The organism is Ruegeria sp. AG6 (assembly GCF_056541565.1).
This window is the reverse complement of the sequence record NZ_JBQFYQ010000001.1, coordinates 1,449,011-1,463,102: the sequence shown is the minus strand read 5'-3', so window position 1 is coordinate 1,463,102 and position 14,092 is coordinate 1,449,011. Positions and strand designations below refer to the sequence as shown.

General features: G+C 58.8%; 13 protein-coding genes and 1 tRNA gene. 8 read left to right on the top strand and 6 right to left on the bottom strand.

Going from position 1 to position 14,092, the window contains the following annotated elements; translation table 11 throughout:
* Window positions 1-337: 337 nt before the first annotated feature.
* The 3 genes from ACR0I0_RS07335 to ACR0I0_RS07325 form a co-directional block, all read right to left on the bottom strand.
* Window positions 338-412: transfer RNA gene (locus ACR0I0_RS07335), tRNA-Gln, on the bottom strand.
* A 90-nt stretch (window positions 413-502) separates the two neighbouring features.
* A complete protein-coding gene (locus ACR0I0_RS07330; RefSeq protein ID WP_480490738.1) occupies window positions 503-1,492 on the bottom strand; it encodes an NADPH:quinone reductase in 990 nt (329 codons plus the stop codon).
* Window positions 1,493-1,588: 96 nt separating this feature from the next.
* Window positions 1,589-2,050, bottom strand: coding sequence for an SH3 domain-containing protein (locus ACR0I0_RS07325; RefSeq protein WP_171205541.1), 462 nt, complete (start codon window positions 2,048-2,050; stop codon window positions 1,589-1,591).
* A gap of 198 nt (window positions 2,051-2,248) precedes the next feature.
* Here ACR0I0_RS07325 and ACR0I0_RS07320 point away from each other — a divergent pair, with 198 nt between their 5' ends.
* The 6 genes from ACR0I0_RS07320 to ACR0I0_RS07295 all read left to right on the top strand — a co-directional run bounded on the left by ACR0I0_RS07320 (window position 2,249) and on the right by ACR0I0_RS07295 (window position 10,061).
* Entirely contained in the window at window positions 2,249-3,235 is a 987-nt protein-coding gene (locus ACR0I0_RS07320) for an NAD(P)-dependent oxidoreductase (protein WP_171630745.1), read from the top strand.
* A gap of 20 nt (window positions 3,236-3,255) precedes the next feature.
* Complete coding sequence (locus tag ACR0I0_RS07315) at window positions 3,256-3,645, top strand: GFA family protein (RefSeq protein WP_171630747.1); 390 nt, start codon at window positions 3,256-3,258, stop codon at window positions 3,643-3,645.
* 110 nt (window positions 3,646-3,755) lie between these two features.
* A complete protein-coding gene (gene ggt / locus ACR0I0_RS07310; protein ID WP_480490735.1) occupies window positions 3,756-5,543 on the top strand; it encodes a gamma-glutamyltransferase in 1,788 nt (595 codons plus the stop codon).
* A 93-nt stretch (window positions 5,544-5,636) separates the two neighbouring features.
* Window positions 5,637-7,046 carry an FAD-binding oxidoreductase gene (locus tag ACR0I0_RS07305; RefSeq protein ID WP_480490733.1) on the top strand — a complete coding sequence of 470 codons (1,410 nt, stop codon included), beginning with the start codon at window positions 5,637-5,639 and terminating at the stop codon, window positions 7,044-7,046.
* 86 nt (window positions 7,047-7,132) lie between these two features.
* Window positions 7,133-7,411, top strand: coding sequence for a hypothetical protein (locus ACR0I0_RS07300; RefSeq protein ID WP_171630753.1), 279 nt, complete (start codon window positions 7,133-7,135; stop codon window positions 7,409-7,411).
* 142 nt (window positions 7,412-7,553) lie between these two features.
* Window positions 7,554-10,061: a GcvT family protein gene (locus tag ACR0I0_RS07295; protein WP_171630755.1), complete on the top strand. Its 2,508-nt coding sequence runs from the start codon at window positions 7,554-7,556 to the stop codon at window positions 10,059-10,061.
* A gap of 42 nt (window positions 10,062-10,103) precedes the next feature.
* On the opposite strand, the gene ACR0I0_RS07290 is transcribed toward ACR0I0_RS07295, so the two are convergent.
* The 3 genes from ACR0I0_RS07290 to ACR0I0_RS07280 all read right to left on the bottom strand — a co-directional run bounded on the left by ACR0I0_RS07290 (window position 10,104) and on the right by ACR0I0_RS07280 (window position 12,235).
* Entirely contained in the window at window positions 10,104-10,439 is a 336-nt protein-coding gene (locus ACR0I0_RS07290; protein WP_210092677.1) for a carboxymuconolactone decarboxylase family protein, read from the bottom strand.
* A gap of 72 nt (window positions 10,440-10,511) precedes the next feature.
* Window positions 10,512-11,165, bottom strand: a complete 654-nt coding sequence (locus ACR0I0_RS07285) for a DUF938 domain-containing protein (protein WP_480485392.1) — start codon at window positions 11,163-11,165, stop codon at window positions 10,512-10,514.
* Window positions 11,162-12,235, bottom strand: coding sequence for an NAD(P)/FAD-dependent oxidoreductase (locus tag ACR0I0_RS07280; protein ID WP_480490730.1), 1,074 nt, complete (start codon window positions 12,233-12,235; stop codon window positions 11,162-11,164). Before ACR0I0_RS07280 ends, ACR0I0_RS07285 begins: the two co-directional genes overlap by 4 nt.
* 186 nt (window positions 12,236-12,421) lie before the next feature.
* On the opposite strand from ACR0I0_RS07280, the gene ACR0I0_RS07275 reads away from it, so the two are divergent.
* A complete protein-coding gene (locus tag ACR0I0_RS07275) occupies window positions 12,422-12,826 on the top strand; it encodes a hypothetical protein (protein ID WP_245217997.1) in 405 nt (134 codons plus the stop codon).
* Entirely contained in the window at window positions 12,823-14,055 is a 1,233-nt protein-coding gene (locus ACR0I0_RS07270) for an HlyD family secretion protein (RefSeq protein ID WP_171630763.1), read from the top strand. The genes ACR0I0_RS07275 and ACR0I0_RS07270 overlap by 4 nt, the downstream gene beginning before the upstream one ends.
* The last annotated feature ends 37 nt before the right edge of the window (window positions 14,056-14,092 follow it).

Here is a 14,092-nt window from a genome sequence, read left to right as displayed (position 1 = left end):
TCCCAGATACGGTCGACCAACTCTGCCACCTCTGGATGATCCGACCAGCGGTGAACGTCGATTGGCCGCGAGTGCCATGGGTTCTCTATCTCCCCCATAACCTCCTCCTCCCTCTGTGTATTATGGATCAGGAACGAGGATACTCGGGTCTCTCTATCCTCCGGTTTCTATTCATTACTTATACCTATTCCCCACCCCCATAGAACCCCTGCTAGAGGTTAGGAAAGAGAAGAGGTCAGAGGGTGTCAGAACACCCGAAACCACTGGGGCATAAACGGGGGCATTTTCCGTGGCAAACGGGTGCCACGGGTATCGAAGTAACGATGTTCCGATGAACTGGCTGGGGTGGTAGGATTCGAACCTACGATACACGGTACCAAAAACCGCTGCCTTACCACTTGGCTACACCCCAACAGTGAGCGGCTATCTACGATTGTTGTTGGCGGGGATCAAGAGCGTTTTGTCAAAAAAACTCAGGTTGAACCGATTTTTTTCAGGGCAGTCATTGGGTGTCGATCAACACGGCTCCGGTCCGGTTTCCATCCTGCACCATTGCATGCGCAGATGCGCATTCTTCCAGTGCAAAGACCTTTTGAACAGGGCAGGTCAAAGCGCCATCCGTCAATGCCTTGTGAAGGGTCTTCACGGCATCGGTACGAAGATCCAGCGGAAGAAGGTAAATCAAAATGGTCTCAAGCGTCATGGCTTTGAACATCATCGGTCCGAATGGAAACACGGGGGCCATGTCTTGGGCAGAGCCATAGGCGTTGATGCGACCGTTCTCGGCAATGACCGCGGCGTTTGTTTGAATATTCCGGCCGAATTCGACGTCGATAATTCGGCTGATTGTCTTTCCTTCATTTGCATCGAGAATTTCGGAGGAAAGATCCTTGCTGGCGTAATCAATCACGATATCTGCGCCGGCTTCTCGGACCCGGTCAAAGTTGCGAGGGCTGGCGGTAGCGATCACGCGCGCGCCTGCCCATTTGGCAAGCTGAACGGCCAGAAAGCCGACGGTGCCCGCGCCACCGTGTATCAAGATCGTTTGCCCATCGGGACAGCCGCCTGAAAACACCGCGTGGCAGGCGGTAAGACCGGGAATGCCCAGAATCGCGCCGGTCTGCATCGACACCGCATCCGGCAGAGCCACGGCCTGGGCATCGGGAAGGGTGATGTGGCTGGCGGCGGTGCCGAAAGGGCGTTGCCATTGCCCGTTCCAGATCCACACGCGCTGCCCGATCCGAGATGCGGATACTCCGTCGCCAACGGCCGAAATCACACCAGCGCCGTCACTGTGCGGGATGATCAGGGGGAACGGAGGCTCTGTCACGCCCGGTCTGGTCCCGGCGCGGGCTTTGACGTCGGAAGGGTTCACTCCGGAAAAGGACAGCTCTACCGTGACCTCGCCCGGACCCGGCGGGACCGGAGAGAGGTCCTGTATCCGCAGGACATCGGCCGGGTCTCCGAAGTTGGAATATGTAACTGCGCGCATGATCGCCTCCGTTTTGGTCGAGTTTCACAGCATATCGGCAGGAAACTCAAACACCTTGTCGCGTGTCCGCAACGCGGGGGAAGGTCGGCCCTGTGGTTATTCGCGAATCTCGGACGGGTCGACCCCCCAAAGGTTCGACTTCAAGGTCCAACCCCGATACCCGCCGGCGGTGATCCGGCACCAGTCCAGCGAACAGGTTCCCAGTCGGGCCACGACCCCGGATTCGAAATGCGCATTCACGGGGGAGGTCGGATCGGGTCGGGCATAGACAGGCAGCATTTCGGATTCAATCAGTACTGTCCGAACACCCGACAACAGGGCGTAGTGAACCCAGCCTCCGGCGCCGTCGCGGTCCTGAACCCGTCGCCAGTTGCCGTATTCGGCAGTGACCTGAAGCGGCATTCCGCGCCGTTTGAACACCCAGTCGATTCGATGTGTCAAAGAAGGTCCGCGTCGCACGTTGCCTTCTGCTGCTTTCATCGAGACATAACGGGGCAGGGGGAGGTTGGTGACGGATCCTCGTTTCACGTCGGCATGAGCAGCCCATGCGCCGAACATGATCAGAAATACGGATAGTGCCGCCAGACAGCGGCGATTTACCGGTCGAATACCACTCACTGACTGCCTGCTCTTATGCCTGTTGATCCGGTTCCGAAAAAAGGTCGACTCAATGCCAAAGGGGTTCTTGTGCCCCGCCTTATCCTGCGCCACGATGCCATGGCGCGCGTCCGTTTGCAAAGCAGTGGGAGGGCCGAGGTGCCAAGAGAACGTTTGAGTGTTGTCGTTACGCGACGGTTGCCCGAAGCGGTCGAAACACGTTTGAGCGAGTTGTTTGATGTGCGCTTGCGCGACGATGACACTCCGATGACGCGCGAAGAACTGGTGGCCGCAGTGCAGGACGCTGATGTCCTGGTGCCTACGGTGACTGATGCGATTGATGGCGGTCTGCTGGGGCAGGCGGGCGAAAGGCTGAAGCTCATCGCCAATTACGGTGCCGGTGTCGACAATATTGACGTGTCCACAGCGCGCCAGCGTGGGATTCTGGTGTCGAACACGCCGGGGGTTCTGACCGATGACACCGCCGACATGACCATGGCCCTGATTCTGGCCGTTACCCGACGCATTCCCGAAGGTCTGAGCGTGATGCAGCAGGGAGATTGGTCCGGCTGGGCGCCCACCGCGTTTCTGGGAGGCCGTATCGGTGGTCGTCGTCTGGGCATTCTGGGCATGGGCCGGATCGGGCAAGCGGTGGCGCGGCGTGCGAAAGCGTTTGGAATGCAAGTCCATTATCACAACCGCCGCAGGTTGCGCACCGAGACCGAGCAGGAGCTGGAGGCAACCTATTGGGAAAGCCTCGATCAGATGGTCGCGCGGATGGATGTGATCTCGGTCAATTGCCCCTCAACGCCGTCGACCTTCCATCTGATGAACGCACGTCGTCTGAAACTGATGAAACCCTCGGCAGTGATCGTGAACACGTCACGTGGTGAAGTTGTGGACGAAAACGCTCTGACCCGGATGATCCGCGCAGGTGAAATTGCGGGGGCGGGGCTGGATGTCTACGAACAGGGCACTGACGTGAACCCGCGCCTGCGGCAGCTGCCCAATGTGGTTCTGTTGCCTCATATGGGATCAGCCACGCTCGAGGGCCGGGTGGAGATGGGCGAGAAGGTCATCATCAACATCAAGACCTTCGAAGATGGCCACCGCCCGCCGGATCAGGTTGTGCCAGCAATGCTCTAGCGCTCTGGAAAGGAGCAGGAATGGACGTCTATGAAGGAGGGTGCCGTTGTGGAAATCTGCGCATCAGGGCTTCGGGTCGTCCTCTGCGGGTCGGAATCTGTCACTGTTTGGACTGCCGCAAGCATCATGGCGCGGTTTTCTATGCGGCGGCCGTTTTCCCGGACGACAGAATAGAGGTTTCCGGCGAAGCGCGTGGTTATGCTAACAGGTATTTTTGCCCCGGCTGCGGCTCTCCGGTCTTTGCGCGCAGCGGAACCGAAGTGGAGGTGCATCTTGGATGCCTTGATGCGCCAGATCAGTTGGCGCCAACATATGAAAGCTGGGTCATCCGGCGTGAAGCTTGGTTGCCCGAGTTCCGCGGTATGACCCGCTATGATCAGGATCGATTGGTGGGCGACGCAAAGGCTTAACGCGTGCTGCGGACACCGGCCATTTGCTGATGGCGTGCGGGTTGGACTTGTTCAGAGCGTGTTCGGCGCGCAGTTTTGATAATCAGGGATGTATCGGAGGATTTGATCAGATGAGACGTGTTTCAGTTCTACTGTTTTCTGCATTTTGTTTTGCAACTCCGGGGGTCGCTCAGGAAGCGGCCGATGCCGTTGCGCCCGAAACGGCCACGGAAGGGCAGGTACAGGCCATGACCGACGAGGTCATCGCGGCGCTCGAGGCCAAACTGGATGGCGTTCCGGTCACGTCCCAGAACTGGATGGTCGCCGCGGCCAACCCGCTGGCGGTGGAAGCCGGTGCCAGAGTATTGCGCGCAGGTGGGTCTGCCGCAGACGCCATGGTTGCGGTGCAGGTCGTGCTGGGCCTGGTCGAACCGCAATCCTCGGGCTTGGGCGGCGGTGCGTTTCTGGTCTGGTACGATGCAGCGACCGGTCAGATGACAACTCTGGACGGGCGAGAAACGGCGCCGCTGGCGGCTACACCGACCGTGTTTCAGGACGAAAACGGTGAGCCGCTGAAATTCTTCGATGCGGTTGTCGGTGGGCTGTCCGTGGGGACGCCGGGCACACCTGCTTTGCTGGAAGAGGCGCATCGCCGCTGGGGGCGTTCCTCGTGGCCCGGATTGTTTGCCGATGGAATCCGGTTGGCGGATGAAGGGTTCCTGGTGTCCCCACGTCTGGCCAGCCTGGTCGAAAAAGATGCCGAGCGCCTGTCACGCTTCCCGGAAACCGCTGAATATTTCCTGCCGGGGGGCGCACCGCTGCGACAGGGGCAGCGCCTAATGAACCCGGCTTATGCCGAAACGCTGCGTGTGTTGGCCAGTGACGGGGCGGCAGGATTCTATGGCGGTGAGATTGCCGCGGATATCGTGCGCACGGTTCGCAATGCTCCAAGCAATCCTGGTGTTCTGTCCGGTGCGGATCTTGCGCTGTATCAGGTGATCGAGCGCGAGCCGGTTTGCGCGGAATACCGCGCCTATGAAGTCTGCGGCATGGGCCCGCCGTCGTCGGGTGCGCTGACCGTGGGGCAAATTCTGGGGATGCTGAACGGCTATGATCTGGCGGCTATGGGGCCGGAAAGCGCCGAGGCCTGGCGGTTGATCGGGGACGCTTCGCGCCTCGCCTTTGCGGACCGGGGCCGGTACATGGCTGACAGCGATTTCGTGCCCATGCCGACCAAGGGGCTGGTTGATCCGGCCTACCTGTCGCAACGAGCGGAATTGCTGAACACCGAAGGCGCGCTGGCAGATGTCGGGCCCGGTCAGCCGGAGTTCGACCACGCGCTGAACTGGGCGGATGATGTGTCGCTGGAGCTGCCTTCGACCTCGCATATCTCGATTGTAGACAGCTATGGCAACGTGCTGTCGATGACCACGACCATCGAAAACGGCTTTGGCTCACGTCTGATGACGAACGGGTTCCTTCTGAACAACGAACTGACGGATTTTTCGTTCAAGACCCACAGCGATGGTGTGCCGATCGCCAACCGGCTGGAACCCGGAAAACGCCCGCGTTCGTCCATGAGCCCGACCATCGTGATGCAGGATGACGCGCCGGTTCTGGCGATTGGCTCGCCGGGCGGCAGTCGGATCATCGGCTATGTGGCCAAATCGATCATCGCATGGGCCGACTGGGGCATGGATGTGCAACAAGCCGTGTCGCTGCCGCATCTTGTCAATCGTTTCGGAACATATGATGTCGAGGCCGGGACCGCTGCCGAAGGCTTTTCCGACGGGCTGACCCAGTTTGGGTTCGAGGTAAACCCGCGTGACCTGACATCTGGCCTTCACGCCATCGAAATCGGAGACGGGCTGAGCGGTGGTGCCGACCCCCGTCGCGAAGGTATTGCGCTGGGCGAATAGGGCCTCGGTATTTGTGGGGATTGCCGGCACTTGGCGGGCCCTTTAGTCATGGACTGAACGGCCCGCAACGTGCTGGGACAGGGGAGGATGACGATGGTGCAGGCGACCGCTTTGCCTCGGAATGAAACAGGTATTGAAACCGTCATAGGCGTTCTGAAACAACGTTTTGGCGACAGGTTGCAAACGGGTACCGCGATCCGTGAACAGCACGGGCACACCACGACCTGGATCGAAAACCAGAGCCCGGATGCTGTGGTTTTCCCGCATACTACGCAGGACGTGTCGGAAATTGTCAAAACCTGTGCCGCGCACCGGGTGCCGGTGATTCCCTTTGGCGCGGGAACGTCGCTGGAAGGGCATGTGAATGCGCCAGCAGGGGGGATCTCGGTCGATCTGATGCAGATGGACAAGGTGCTGGCTGTCCACGCCGAAGATCTGGATTGTGTCGTGCAGCCCGGCGTCACGCGCGAGGCGCTGAACACCCATTTGCGGGATCAGGGTTTGTTCTTTCCGATTGACCCGGGGGCGAATGCCTCGCTGGGCGGTATGGCCGCGACCCGCGCGTCGGGCACCAATGCGGTGCGATACGGAACGATGCGGGACAACGTTCTCAGCCTCGAGGCGGTGATGCCGGACGGCCAGATCATCCGTACCGGTCACAGGGCCAAGAAGTCATCGGCCGGGTATGATCTGGCACGCCTTCTGATTGGGGCGGAAGGCACGTTGGGTATCATCACCGAGCTGACTCTGCGCTTGCAGGGCATCCCCGAAGCGATCAGCTCGGCCAGGTGTTCCTTTCCTTCGGTCGATGCCGCGTGCCGCGCGGTGATGATGACCATTCAGTATGGCATTCCGGTCGCCCGAATAGAGTTGCTGGATGAAATGTCGGTTCAGGCGGCAAACGCCTATTCCGGGCTGAGCCTGCCGGAAACGCCATTGCTGCTGCTGGAATTCCATGGCTCTGAAAGCGGTGCGGCGGAACAGGCTGAAACCTTTGGTCAGATCGCCCGGGAATTCGGCGGTACAGATTTTGCTGCGACCTCGACCACCGAAGAACGGAACAAGCTTTGGCAGGCGCGCCATGATATGTATTGGGCATGTCTGCAACTGCGCCCCGGCGCGCGTGGTATTTCAACGGATGTCTGCGTGCCGATCTCGCGCCTGGCGGAGTGTGTGACAAGCACTCAGCAGAAGGCAGCTGATCTTGGCTTGCTCGCGCCAATGGTGGGGCATGTGGGGGATGGGAACTTTCACTCGCTTCTTTTGATCGACATGCAGAACGCCGAAGAAGTCGCCAAGGCCGAAGAGTTTGTCGGGTGGTTGAACGACCTGGCAATTTCAATGGAGGGCACCTGTACAGGTGAACACGGAATCGGTCAGGGCAAGCGGCCATACCTCATCAAGGAACTGGGCGCCGCCACGCAGTATATGGCCGCAATCAAGGCTGCTTTGGACCCCGAGAACATCATGAACCCCGGCAAGGTTTTGGCGGGCCAATCCTAGCGGTTTTCGCGTTCTGGCCGGCATTGCGCCTTCAAATCGTCCACATGTTCTGGTCTCACCGACTCGGTTAGGAACAGGTGGCCGACATGAGCGCAAAATATCTGGCAGGGTTTGCAGCGATCTGCGGGATCGCCGTTGTTGGGCTGGACTATTATCAGCAGGCCAAGGCATCCGAAAACGGGCTGGGCTTCAAAGGTTATGTTACCTCGGTATCCGCGCGTGTCGGGATTTCGGAAAGTCGGCTTGAAGCTGATGCCCAACCTTCACAGCCCGAGGAACCTGCGGCGAAGACACCGTCAGAGGAAGTTCGGAAACTTGTCTGCACCACGATCGGGACAAGCAAGCGCTGTCGCTCCAGCGGTTGAGATCACGGGTTTCATGTCAGATCTGCGACCCGCATTCGATCATCGGGTCGTTTTTTTCATATCACTGGTCGGATGAATGTCGCGCGATCCCCCTCAAGTGCGCCATATGGTGTCAACTGATTTCAAGGGGAGACGCCCGGTTATGAAAACCCAAGTCAAAGCACTGGTTGTTGGCGGCGGCGCCGTTGGGACCTCGATTGCCTACCATCTGGCCAAAGCGGGCTGGGATGATGTGATGTTGATCGAACGGGACGAGCTGACGTCCGGGTCCACCTGGCACGCGGCTGGTCTGCTGCCATTGTTCAACATGTCCTATGCGACAACTCACATCCACAAGTACTCGGTCGACTTCTACAAGACGCTGGAAGAAGAAACCGGGCTGAACGCGGGCTTTGCCGTCGTCGGCAACCTGCGCATGGCACAGACGCAGGAGCGCATGGATGAGTACATGCTCTACGCCTCCACCGCCGAAACCTGCGATGTTGCCTATGAGTGGCTGACCCCCGAGCAGATCAAGGAACGTTGGCCGTTGATCGAGACATCGGATCTGAAGGGCGCAATCTACCATACCGAAGACGGGTATATTAACCCGGCTGATGTGACGCAGGCGATGGCCAAGGGGGCCCGTCAGCGTGGCGTCGAGATCGTGCGCAAGATGCAGGCGGATGCCTTCCACTGGAACGGCACCCATTGGGAAGTCACCTGCACCAAAATGGTGGAAAAAGGCGGCAACCTTGTCGAAAGCGACGAAAAGGTTGTGATCACTGCCGAACATGTCGTCACTGCATCGGGCAACCACGCACAGCGCACCGCCAAGATGCTGGGCATCAAGATGCCGGCGATCCCGGTCGAACACACGTTTATCGTCATGGACAAGGACCCTGAACTGGTCAAATGGCGCGAAGCAGGCAACCCGGAACACCCCGTCGTGCGCGACGCCGACAATGAATCCTACGCCCGTGAAGAACGCGGCGGCTGGATTCTGGGTATCTATGAACATGGCGCCCCCGCGCGGTTTGAACACGGTGTACCGGACAGCTTCCGCGCGGATCTGTTCCCGCTGGATTTGGATCGGATTGCGGATCAGTACATGGCGATGGCCGAACGTGTGCCGTCCTGTGCTGAATCCGGCCTGAAAGACGATTTCAACGGCCCGATCTGCTATACGCCTGACGGCAACCCGCTGGTCGGTCCTGCGCCGGGCCTGCGCAACATGTGGCTGGCCGAAGGTTTCAGCTTTGGTATCACTGCCGCAGGCGGCACCGGCTATTATCTGGCGCAGATGATGGTCGATGGCGAAGCCGAAATCGATATGGCCTCGCTGGACCCCAAACGCTATTCCAGCAACTGGATGACCACCGAGTTCGCGGCCCGCAAGAACGAAGAGTGCTATGAGCACGTCTATATCCTGCACCACCCGGACGAAGAGCGTGAAGCCTGCCGTCCGCTGCGGACCGTTCCGGCCTACGACCGTCAGAAAGCGCGCGGTGCCCAGTTCGGCTGGGTCAACGGCTGGGAACGTCCGAACTACTTCGGCCCTGTCGATGCGCCCGAGAACTTCGACAAAGAAGCACGCTCGTTCCGTCGTGGCGGCTGGTGGCAATATGCCGTCGAAGAAGCCAAGGCGATCCGCGAAGGCGTCGGCCTGATCGACGCATCGGCCTTCACCAAGCACGTCGTCAAAGGCCCCGGTGCGACTCAGTTCCTGGATTGGTTCACCTGCAACAAGCTGCCCAAGGTTGGTCGTATCAACCTGACCTACGCGCTGACATCGCACGGCACCACCCGCACCGAATACACCATCGTCCGCAATGGCGAGAACAACTATTACCTCGTCTCTGCCGGTGCCTGGACCGAGTACGACGCCGATTATCTGCGCAAGGCGGCCGAGGACAAGATGGAAGAGTTCGGTTACATCGAGATCCAGGACGTGACCACGCAATGGGGTGTTTTCGCCATCGCCGGACCCAAGTCGCGTGACGTTCTGAAAGAGGTCATCAAAGATGCCGATCCGGAAACCGCACTGTCCAACAAGCGCTTCCCTTGGCTTTCGGCGCGCCAGATCGAACTGGGCATGTGCCCGGTCAACGCGATCCGCGTGGCCTATACCGGTGAGCTGGGCTGGGAACTGCACCACCCGATCGAGATGCAGAACTACCTGTTCGACCTGCTTGAAAAGGCCGGTGAGAAGCATGGTATGAAGCTGGTTGGCGCGCGAGCCCAGAACTGGCTGCGTCAGGAGAAATCCTATCGCGCATTCGGCACCGAACTGGGCCGCGACGCGACACCGCTGGAAGCCGACCTGCCGCGTTTTGTCGACCTGTCCAAGGACTTCTACGGTAAGGCCAAGCTGGAAGAGACCGGCGTGCGCGTCAAATGCTGCACCCTGCTGATCGACGGGCCGGACGATGCAGATCCGTGGGGCCGCGAGGCGCTGTACACACCGGAAGGTGAGCGCGTGGGTCGATTGACCTCGGGCGGCTACTCGGTGGCGTTCGAGAAATCCATTGGCATGGGTTACGTGAAGCCCGAAATGGCGGTCGAAGGCACCAAGCTGCAGGTCAAAATTCAGGACAAGCTGTGGGATGCGGTCGTCACCTGCGACAGCCCCTACGATCCGAAAAACGAAACCATCCGCAAGGACGGTTGATCGAAGAAAGGCCCCGGAAACCTTCGGGGCCTTTTCTTTTTGTCATCCAGACAGTTCGTCGAAGCATTCCAGCGCCTTGGCCGCGTACATCATGGCTGGGCCGCCGCCCATCTGGATCGCCATGGCCAACACGTCGGACACTTCTTCCCGTGTCGCACCGGCCTTGATCAAAGCTTCGGTGTGCAGGGTGATGCAGGGTTCGCATCGCAGGGTGACTGACATGCCCAACGCAATGAATTCCTTGGTCTTGTAGTCGAGCGTTCCGCCCTCTTTGACGGCTTTGCCAAGCGCTCCGAATGCGCGTGACGTATCGGGAATGGATCCGTTCAGGTTTCGCAAACTCTTTCGTGTTGCCGAGAGTTTTTCTTGCCATGCCATTGCTGAGTGCCCTTCTTCATATCTAGCAACTGGAATATGAATTGGGTTGCGGCTGTTTGACTTTGATCTCGATCAGACGTCAGGGCGTTCGGCAATGAACGCTAGATTGTTGGCAGGCATTTCGACCGGTGCCAACGCGAGCAGGCCGACGTTTTCGAACAGGTTCAGAATGTCCACGTCGTTTTTATAGCCGATTTGCGGGTCTTGCTGGATCAAAGCCTTATGAAAGTGGACATCCCCGTCACTGATGAGTTTGCCCGAACGTTTGAACGGGCCGTACAAGATGAACCGGCCCATTGGTGACAGGGATTGTGCGACCTCTGAAATGATGGTTCTGGTTTCCTGCCAACTGATCAAGTGAATCAAGTTTATCAAAACGATCAGATCCTGGCCGAAAAACCGCCTGTGCCAGCCTGATGTCGCTGCATCCAGTTCTGCGACCCGCGCGACATTGGGCAGGTTGCGGGTATAGGCATCGATGCTCACGCGCCGCTCAGGGTCAACTTCCGAAGGCTGCCAGGTCAGCCCGGGCAGCACTTCGGCGAAGGCCCTGACATGCTGACCAGTCCCGCTTGCGATTTCCAATGCGTGGCCCTGGGGCGGGCCCCATTCTTGCAACACAGCACACAGGGCGTCCGTGTTCCGGGATGCTGCCGGGGCCACCAGCTTGCCATCTTCAGACGCATTGGCGACGCTTGCAGACGAGGGGAGGCTGCGTTTGATCATCGTTCCAGCCTGTCAGGGGTCAACATGCCTATTATGTCAGGTTCTAGCTCGGGTGTGTTTCCGACAACAAGATCGCACAGCAGTTGCGAGGCCGCCGGTGAGGTTTGAAAACCATACCCGCCCTGACCGCCACACCAGACAAACGAAGGGTCCAGCGGGTCGCGCCCAAGCACCAAGGTCCCGTCCGGGGCAAAACTGCGCAAGCCCGCCCAATTCGTTTCCACCCTTGTGACAGGCTCGGTCATCAGTTCCTCATACCGTGCCAGACCTTCTGCCAGCACCATATCATCGGCATAAGCATCCTGTGGCGGAACTGGATCGGCTTCGGATGGTGAAACCAGCAACTTGCCCGCATCCGGTTTGGCGTACCATGTTTCGCCGGCGCCCAGCATCATCGGCCAGATGGAAACGTCATGCCCTCCGGGGGCGGGTAGACGCGCCATCGACCGACGGCGAGGTGTGAGGTCGATACCGGGCAGCCCCGCAAGCTGTGCAACCTCATCCACCCAGGCCCCTGCTGCGTTGATCAGAGTGCGGGCTTCAAAGATCTCACCGGCCTCAACCACCCAGTGCTTTTCTTTTCGAATGCCGGTGACTCTGCTTTTCGTCGAAACCGTTCCATCGTTTTGCCGGATGGTCCGGGCGAAATCCTGCAACAGGCGATCCGTATCGATGTCAAAGGCCGCTTCGCTGATGGCTGCAAACCCGACCTTGTCCGGATCCAGAATCGGAACGCGCGATATCGCCTGATCCATCGGTATTTTCACCATGTTCAGATCGGCGCAATCGGCTTCGAACATGTCGGGCTGGTCAATTGCCCCGACCAGCATCAATCCGCGCGGGGTCAGGTAACCGCCATTCTGCGTATGAAGAAAGGCAGCCCCCGCTTTGTTCAATGCGACGACCGAAGGCGGTCCATAGCTTTCTTCGAACAACGCCGCTGACCGGCCCGAGGCGTGATAGCCCAGGGCATCTTCCGCTTCCAGAACCATCACGGTTCCGTGCTGCGACAGGCGCGCACCGGCGCTCAGCCCGGCGATGCCGCCTCCGATTATCAGGAAATCAATCATGACTTGCGATCCATCCTGTAAAGAGACGCTACAGGTTCCTTGAGTTTCATGCTGACGCCAAAGCTCCTCATTCGCCACGCGTTTGGTTTTCCGGACTATAAGCAGCCTTGAAATTGTGCTTCAACCCGGTCAAAGAAGTATCAAAATAAACAGGAGGGTAAGGTGACCGCAGCAGACGTTCATCCAATGGCCACAGGGCATATTCCAGGATATGTTGTCGCAGCTGACGGAAGCGATTACCTTTTCTCCGCCATGGTCGTTTTTTTCGTCGTTCTGGTGGTGCTGATCGGTGTCGGATACCTGACGCTGCATTCGGTTCCTGAAAAAATGGCCCACGAAAACAATCACCCGCAATTTCAGTTGGTGGGTATTCTGGCGCTGCTGGCGCTATTTACCCATAATGGGCTTTTCTGGGTTGCTGCAATATTGGTCGCAGGGTTTCAGTTTCCGGATTTTGCCACCCCGCTTCGAAACATTGCCGATGCCATTCGTTCTCTGGGTCGGTCACCTGTTCTGGAACCAGTGCCTGAAACAACGGTGCCGGCATCGTCAGAATCCGAACCCAGCGACGCGCAGGAGCAAGCCATATGATCGAGACCATGCTCTGCGCCCTGATAACGGTGCTGCCCGACTATCTGTTCCGCCGTTTTGTACAGGGCAAGCGGATCGGTCACGAGATTACCTTGTTCACCATGTGGTACGAACTGCGCTGGGGTTTGACCACCTGTGCCATTCTGGCGCTGACCGTCATTACCACACTGTTTTATTTTCATCCGGCCAGCAAAACCGCGGCATCCTATTTCCGAACGGTGACCATTCTGCCGCAATTGGGCGGTCGTGTTTCCGAGGTTTTCGTCAAGAACAACGAACTGGTAACCGCAGGACAACCGATCTTCCGGATCGAGGATTTCAGCCAGACTGCTCAGGTTCAGGCGGCAAATGCGCAGATTGCACAGGTGCAGGCCTCGCTTAAGGTTGCGGAAACCGATTTGGCCGAGGCGGAAGCTGGAATTGCAGGTGCCAAGGCAGCGCTTGCGCAGTCTCTGGAGGATCTTGAGCGCAACACAACCTTGCGAGATGAGGGTTCAAGCGCCGTAAGACTGGCCGAGATTGAGAGGCTGGAAAACCTTGTCGCCGAGCGAGAGGCCCAGGTTCTTGCAGCGGAATCCAAACGTGCTGCGGTTGAGCAGCAGATCGAAGAACTGATCCCCGCGCAGCTGGCCAGTGCCATTGCGCAACTGGATGCTGCGCAGACCGAGTTGGACAAGACGGTGATCACCGCGGGCGTCACAGGGCGGGTCGAACAGTTCGGCCTTCAGGTCGGTGACTACGTAAGCCCATTGTTGCGCCCCGCGGGCATTCTTGTGCCATCGCACACAGGGCATGATCGTTTTCAGGCCGCTTTCAACCAGCTCTCTGCCCAGGTTATCAAGCCGGGCATGATTGGTGAATTGGGCTGCATGACAAAGCCATTCACCGTGATCCCCACCGTGGTGGTCGAGGTGCAGGATGTCATCCCGTCCGGCCAGATCCGCCCATCGGACGAATTGCGGGACGTGCAGACCAACAACAATCCGGGCTCGATTCTGGTCTATATGGAGCCGCTATACAAAGGTATGGCCGATGACATTCCGCCGGGCAGCAATTGTCTGGCCAATGTCTACACAGACAACCACGAGCGGCTGGAGCACGAGGATCTGGGCTTTTGGGAGGCGGCCTTTCTGCACGTGGTCGACACGATCGGCGTGGTACATGCCGCGGGTCTGCGCCTGCGTTTGATCCTGATGCCGGTGAACACTCTGGTTTTGACCGGGCATTGATCTGATCTTGGCAATCCGAACGCGAAGGGCCCGGCAA

What these genes read in the sequence shown, in the direction of transcription:
- ACR0I0_RS07285 (WP_480485392.1), bottom strand. Translation starts at nt 11,165, where the DNA reads ATGATCAAACGCAGCCTCCCCTCGTCTGCAAGCGTCGCCAATGCGTCT.
- ACR0I0_RS07305 (WP_480490733.1), top strand. Translation starts at nt 5,637, where the DNA reads ATGGTGCAGGCGACCGCTTTGCCTCGGAATGAAACAGGTATTGAAACC.
- ACR0I0_RS07275 (WP_245217997.1), top strand. Translation starts at nt 12,422, where the DNA reads ATGGCCACAGGGCATATTCCAGGATATGTTGTCGCAGCTGACGGAAGC.
- ACR0I0_RS07330 (WP_480490738.1), bottom strand. Translation starts at nt 1,492, where the DNA reads ATGCGCGCAGTTACATATTCCAACTTCGGAGACCCGGCCGATGTCCTG.
- ACR0I0_RS07325 (WP_171205541.1), bottom strand. Translation starts at nt 2,050, where the DNA reads ATGTTCGGCGCATGGGCTGCTCATGCCGACGTGAAACGAGGATCCGTC.
- ACR0I0_RS07270 (WP_171630763.1), top strand. Translation starts at nt 12,823, where the DNA reads ATGATCGAGACCATGCTCTGCGCCCTGATAACGGTGCTGCCCGACTAT.
- ACR0I0_RS07280 (WP_480490730.1), bottom strand. Translation starts at nt 12,235, where the DNA reads ATGATTGATTTCCTGATAATCGGAGGCGGCATCGCCGGGCTGAGCGCC.
- ACR0I0_RS07300 (WP_171630753.1), top strand. Translation starts at nt 7,133, where the DNA reads ATGAGCGCAAAATATCTGGCAGGGTTTGCAGCGATCTGCGGGATCGCC.
- ACR0I0_RS07315 (WP_171630747.1), top strand. Translation starts at nt 3,256, where the DNA reads ATGGACGTCTATGAAGGAGGGTGCCGTTGTGGAAATCTGCGCATCAGG.
- ggt (WP_480490735.1), top strand. Translation starts at nt 3,756, where the DNA reads ATGAGACGTGTTTCAGTTCTACTGTTTTCTGCATTTTGTTTTGCAACT.
- ACR0I0_RS07295 (WP_171630755.1), top strand. Translation starts at nt 7,554, where the DNA reads ATGAAAACCCAAGTCAAAGCACTGGTTGTTGGCGGCGGCGCCGTTGGG.
- ACR0I0_RS07290 (WP_210092677.1), bottom strand. Translation starts at nt 10,439, where the DNA reads ATGGCATGGCAAGAAAAACTCTCGGCAACACGAAAGAGTTTGCGAAAC.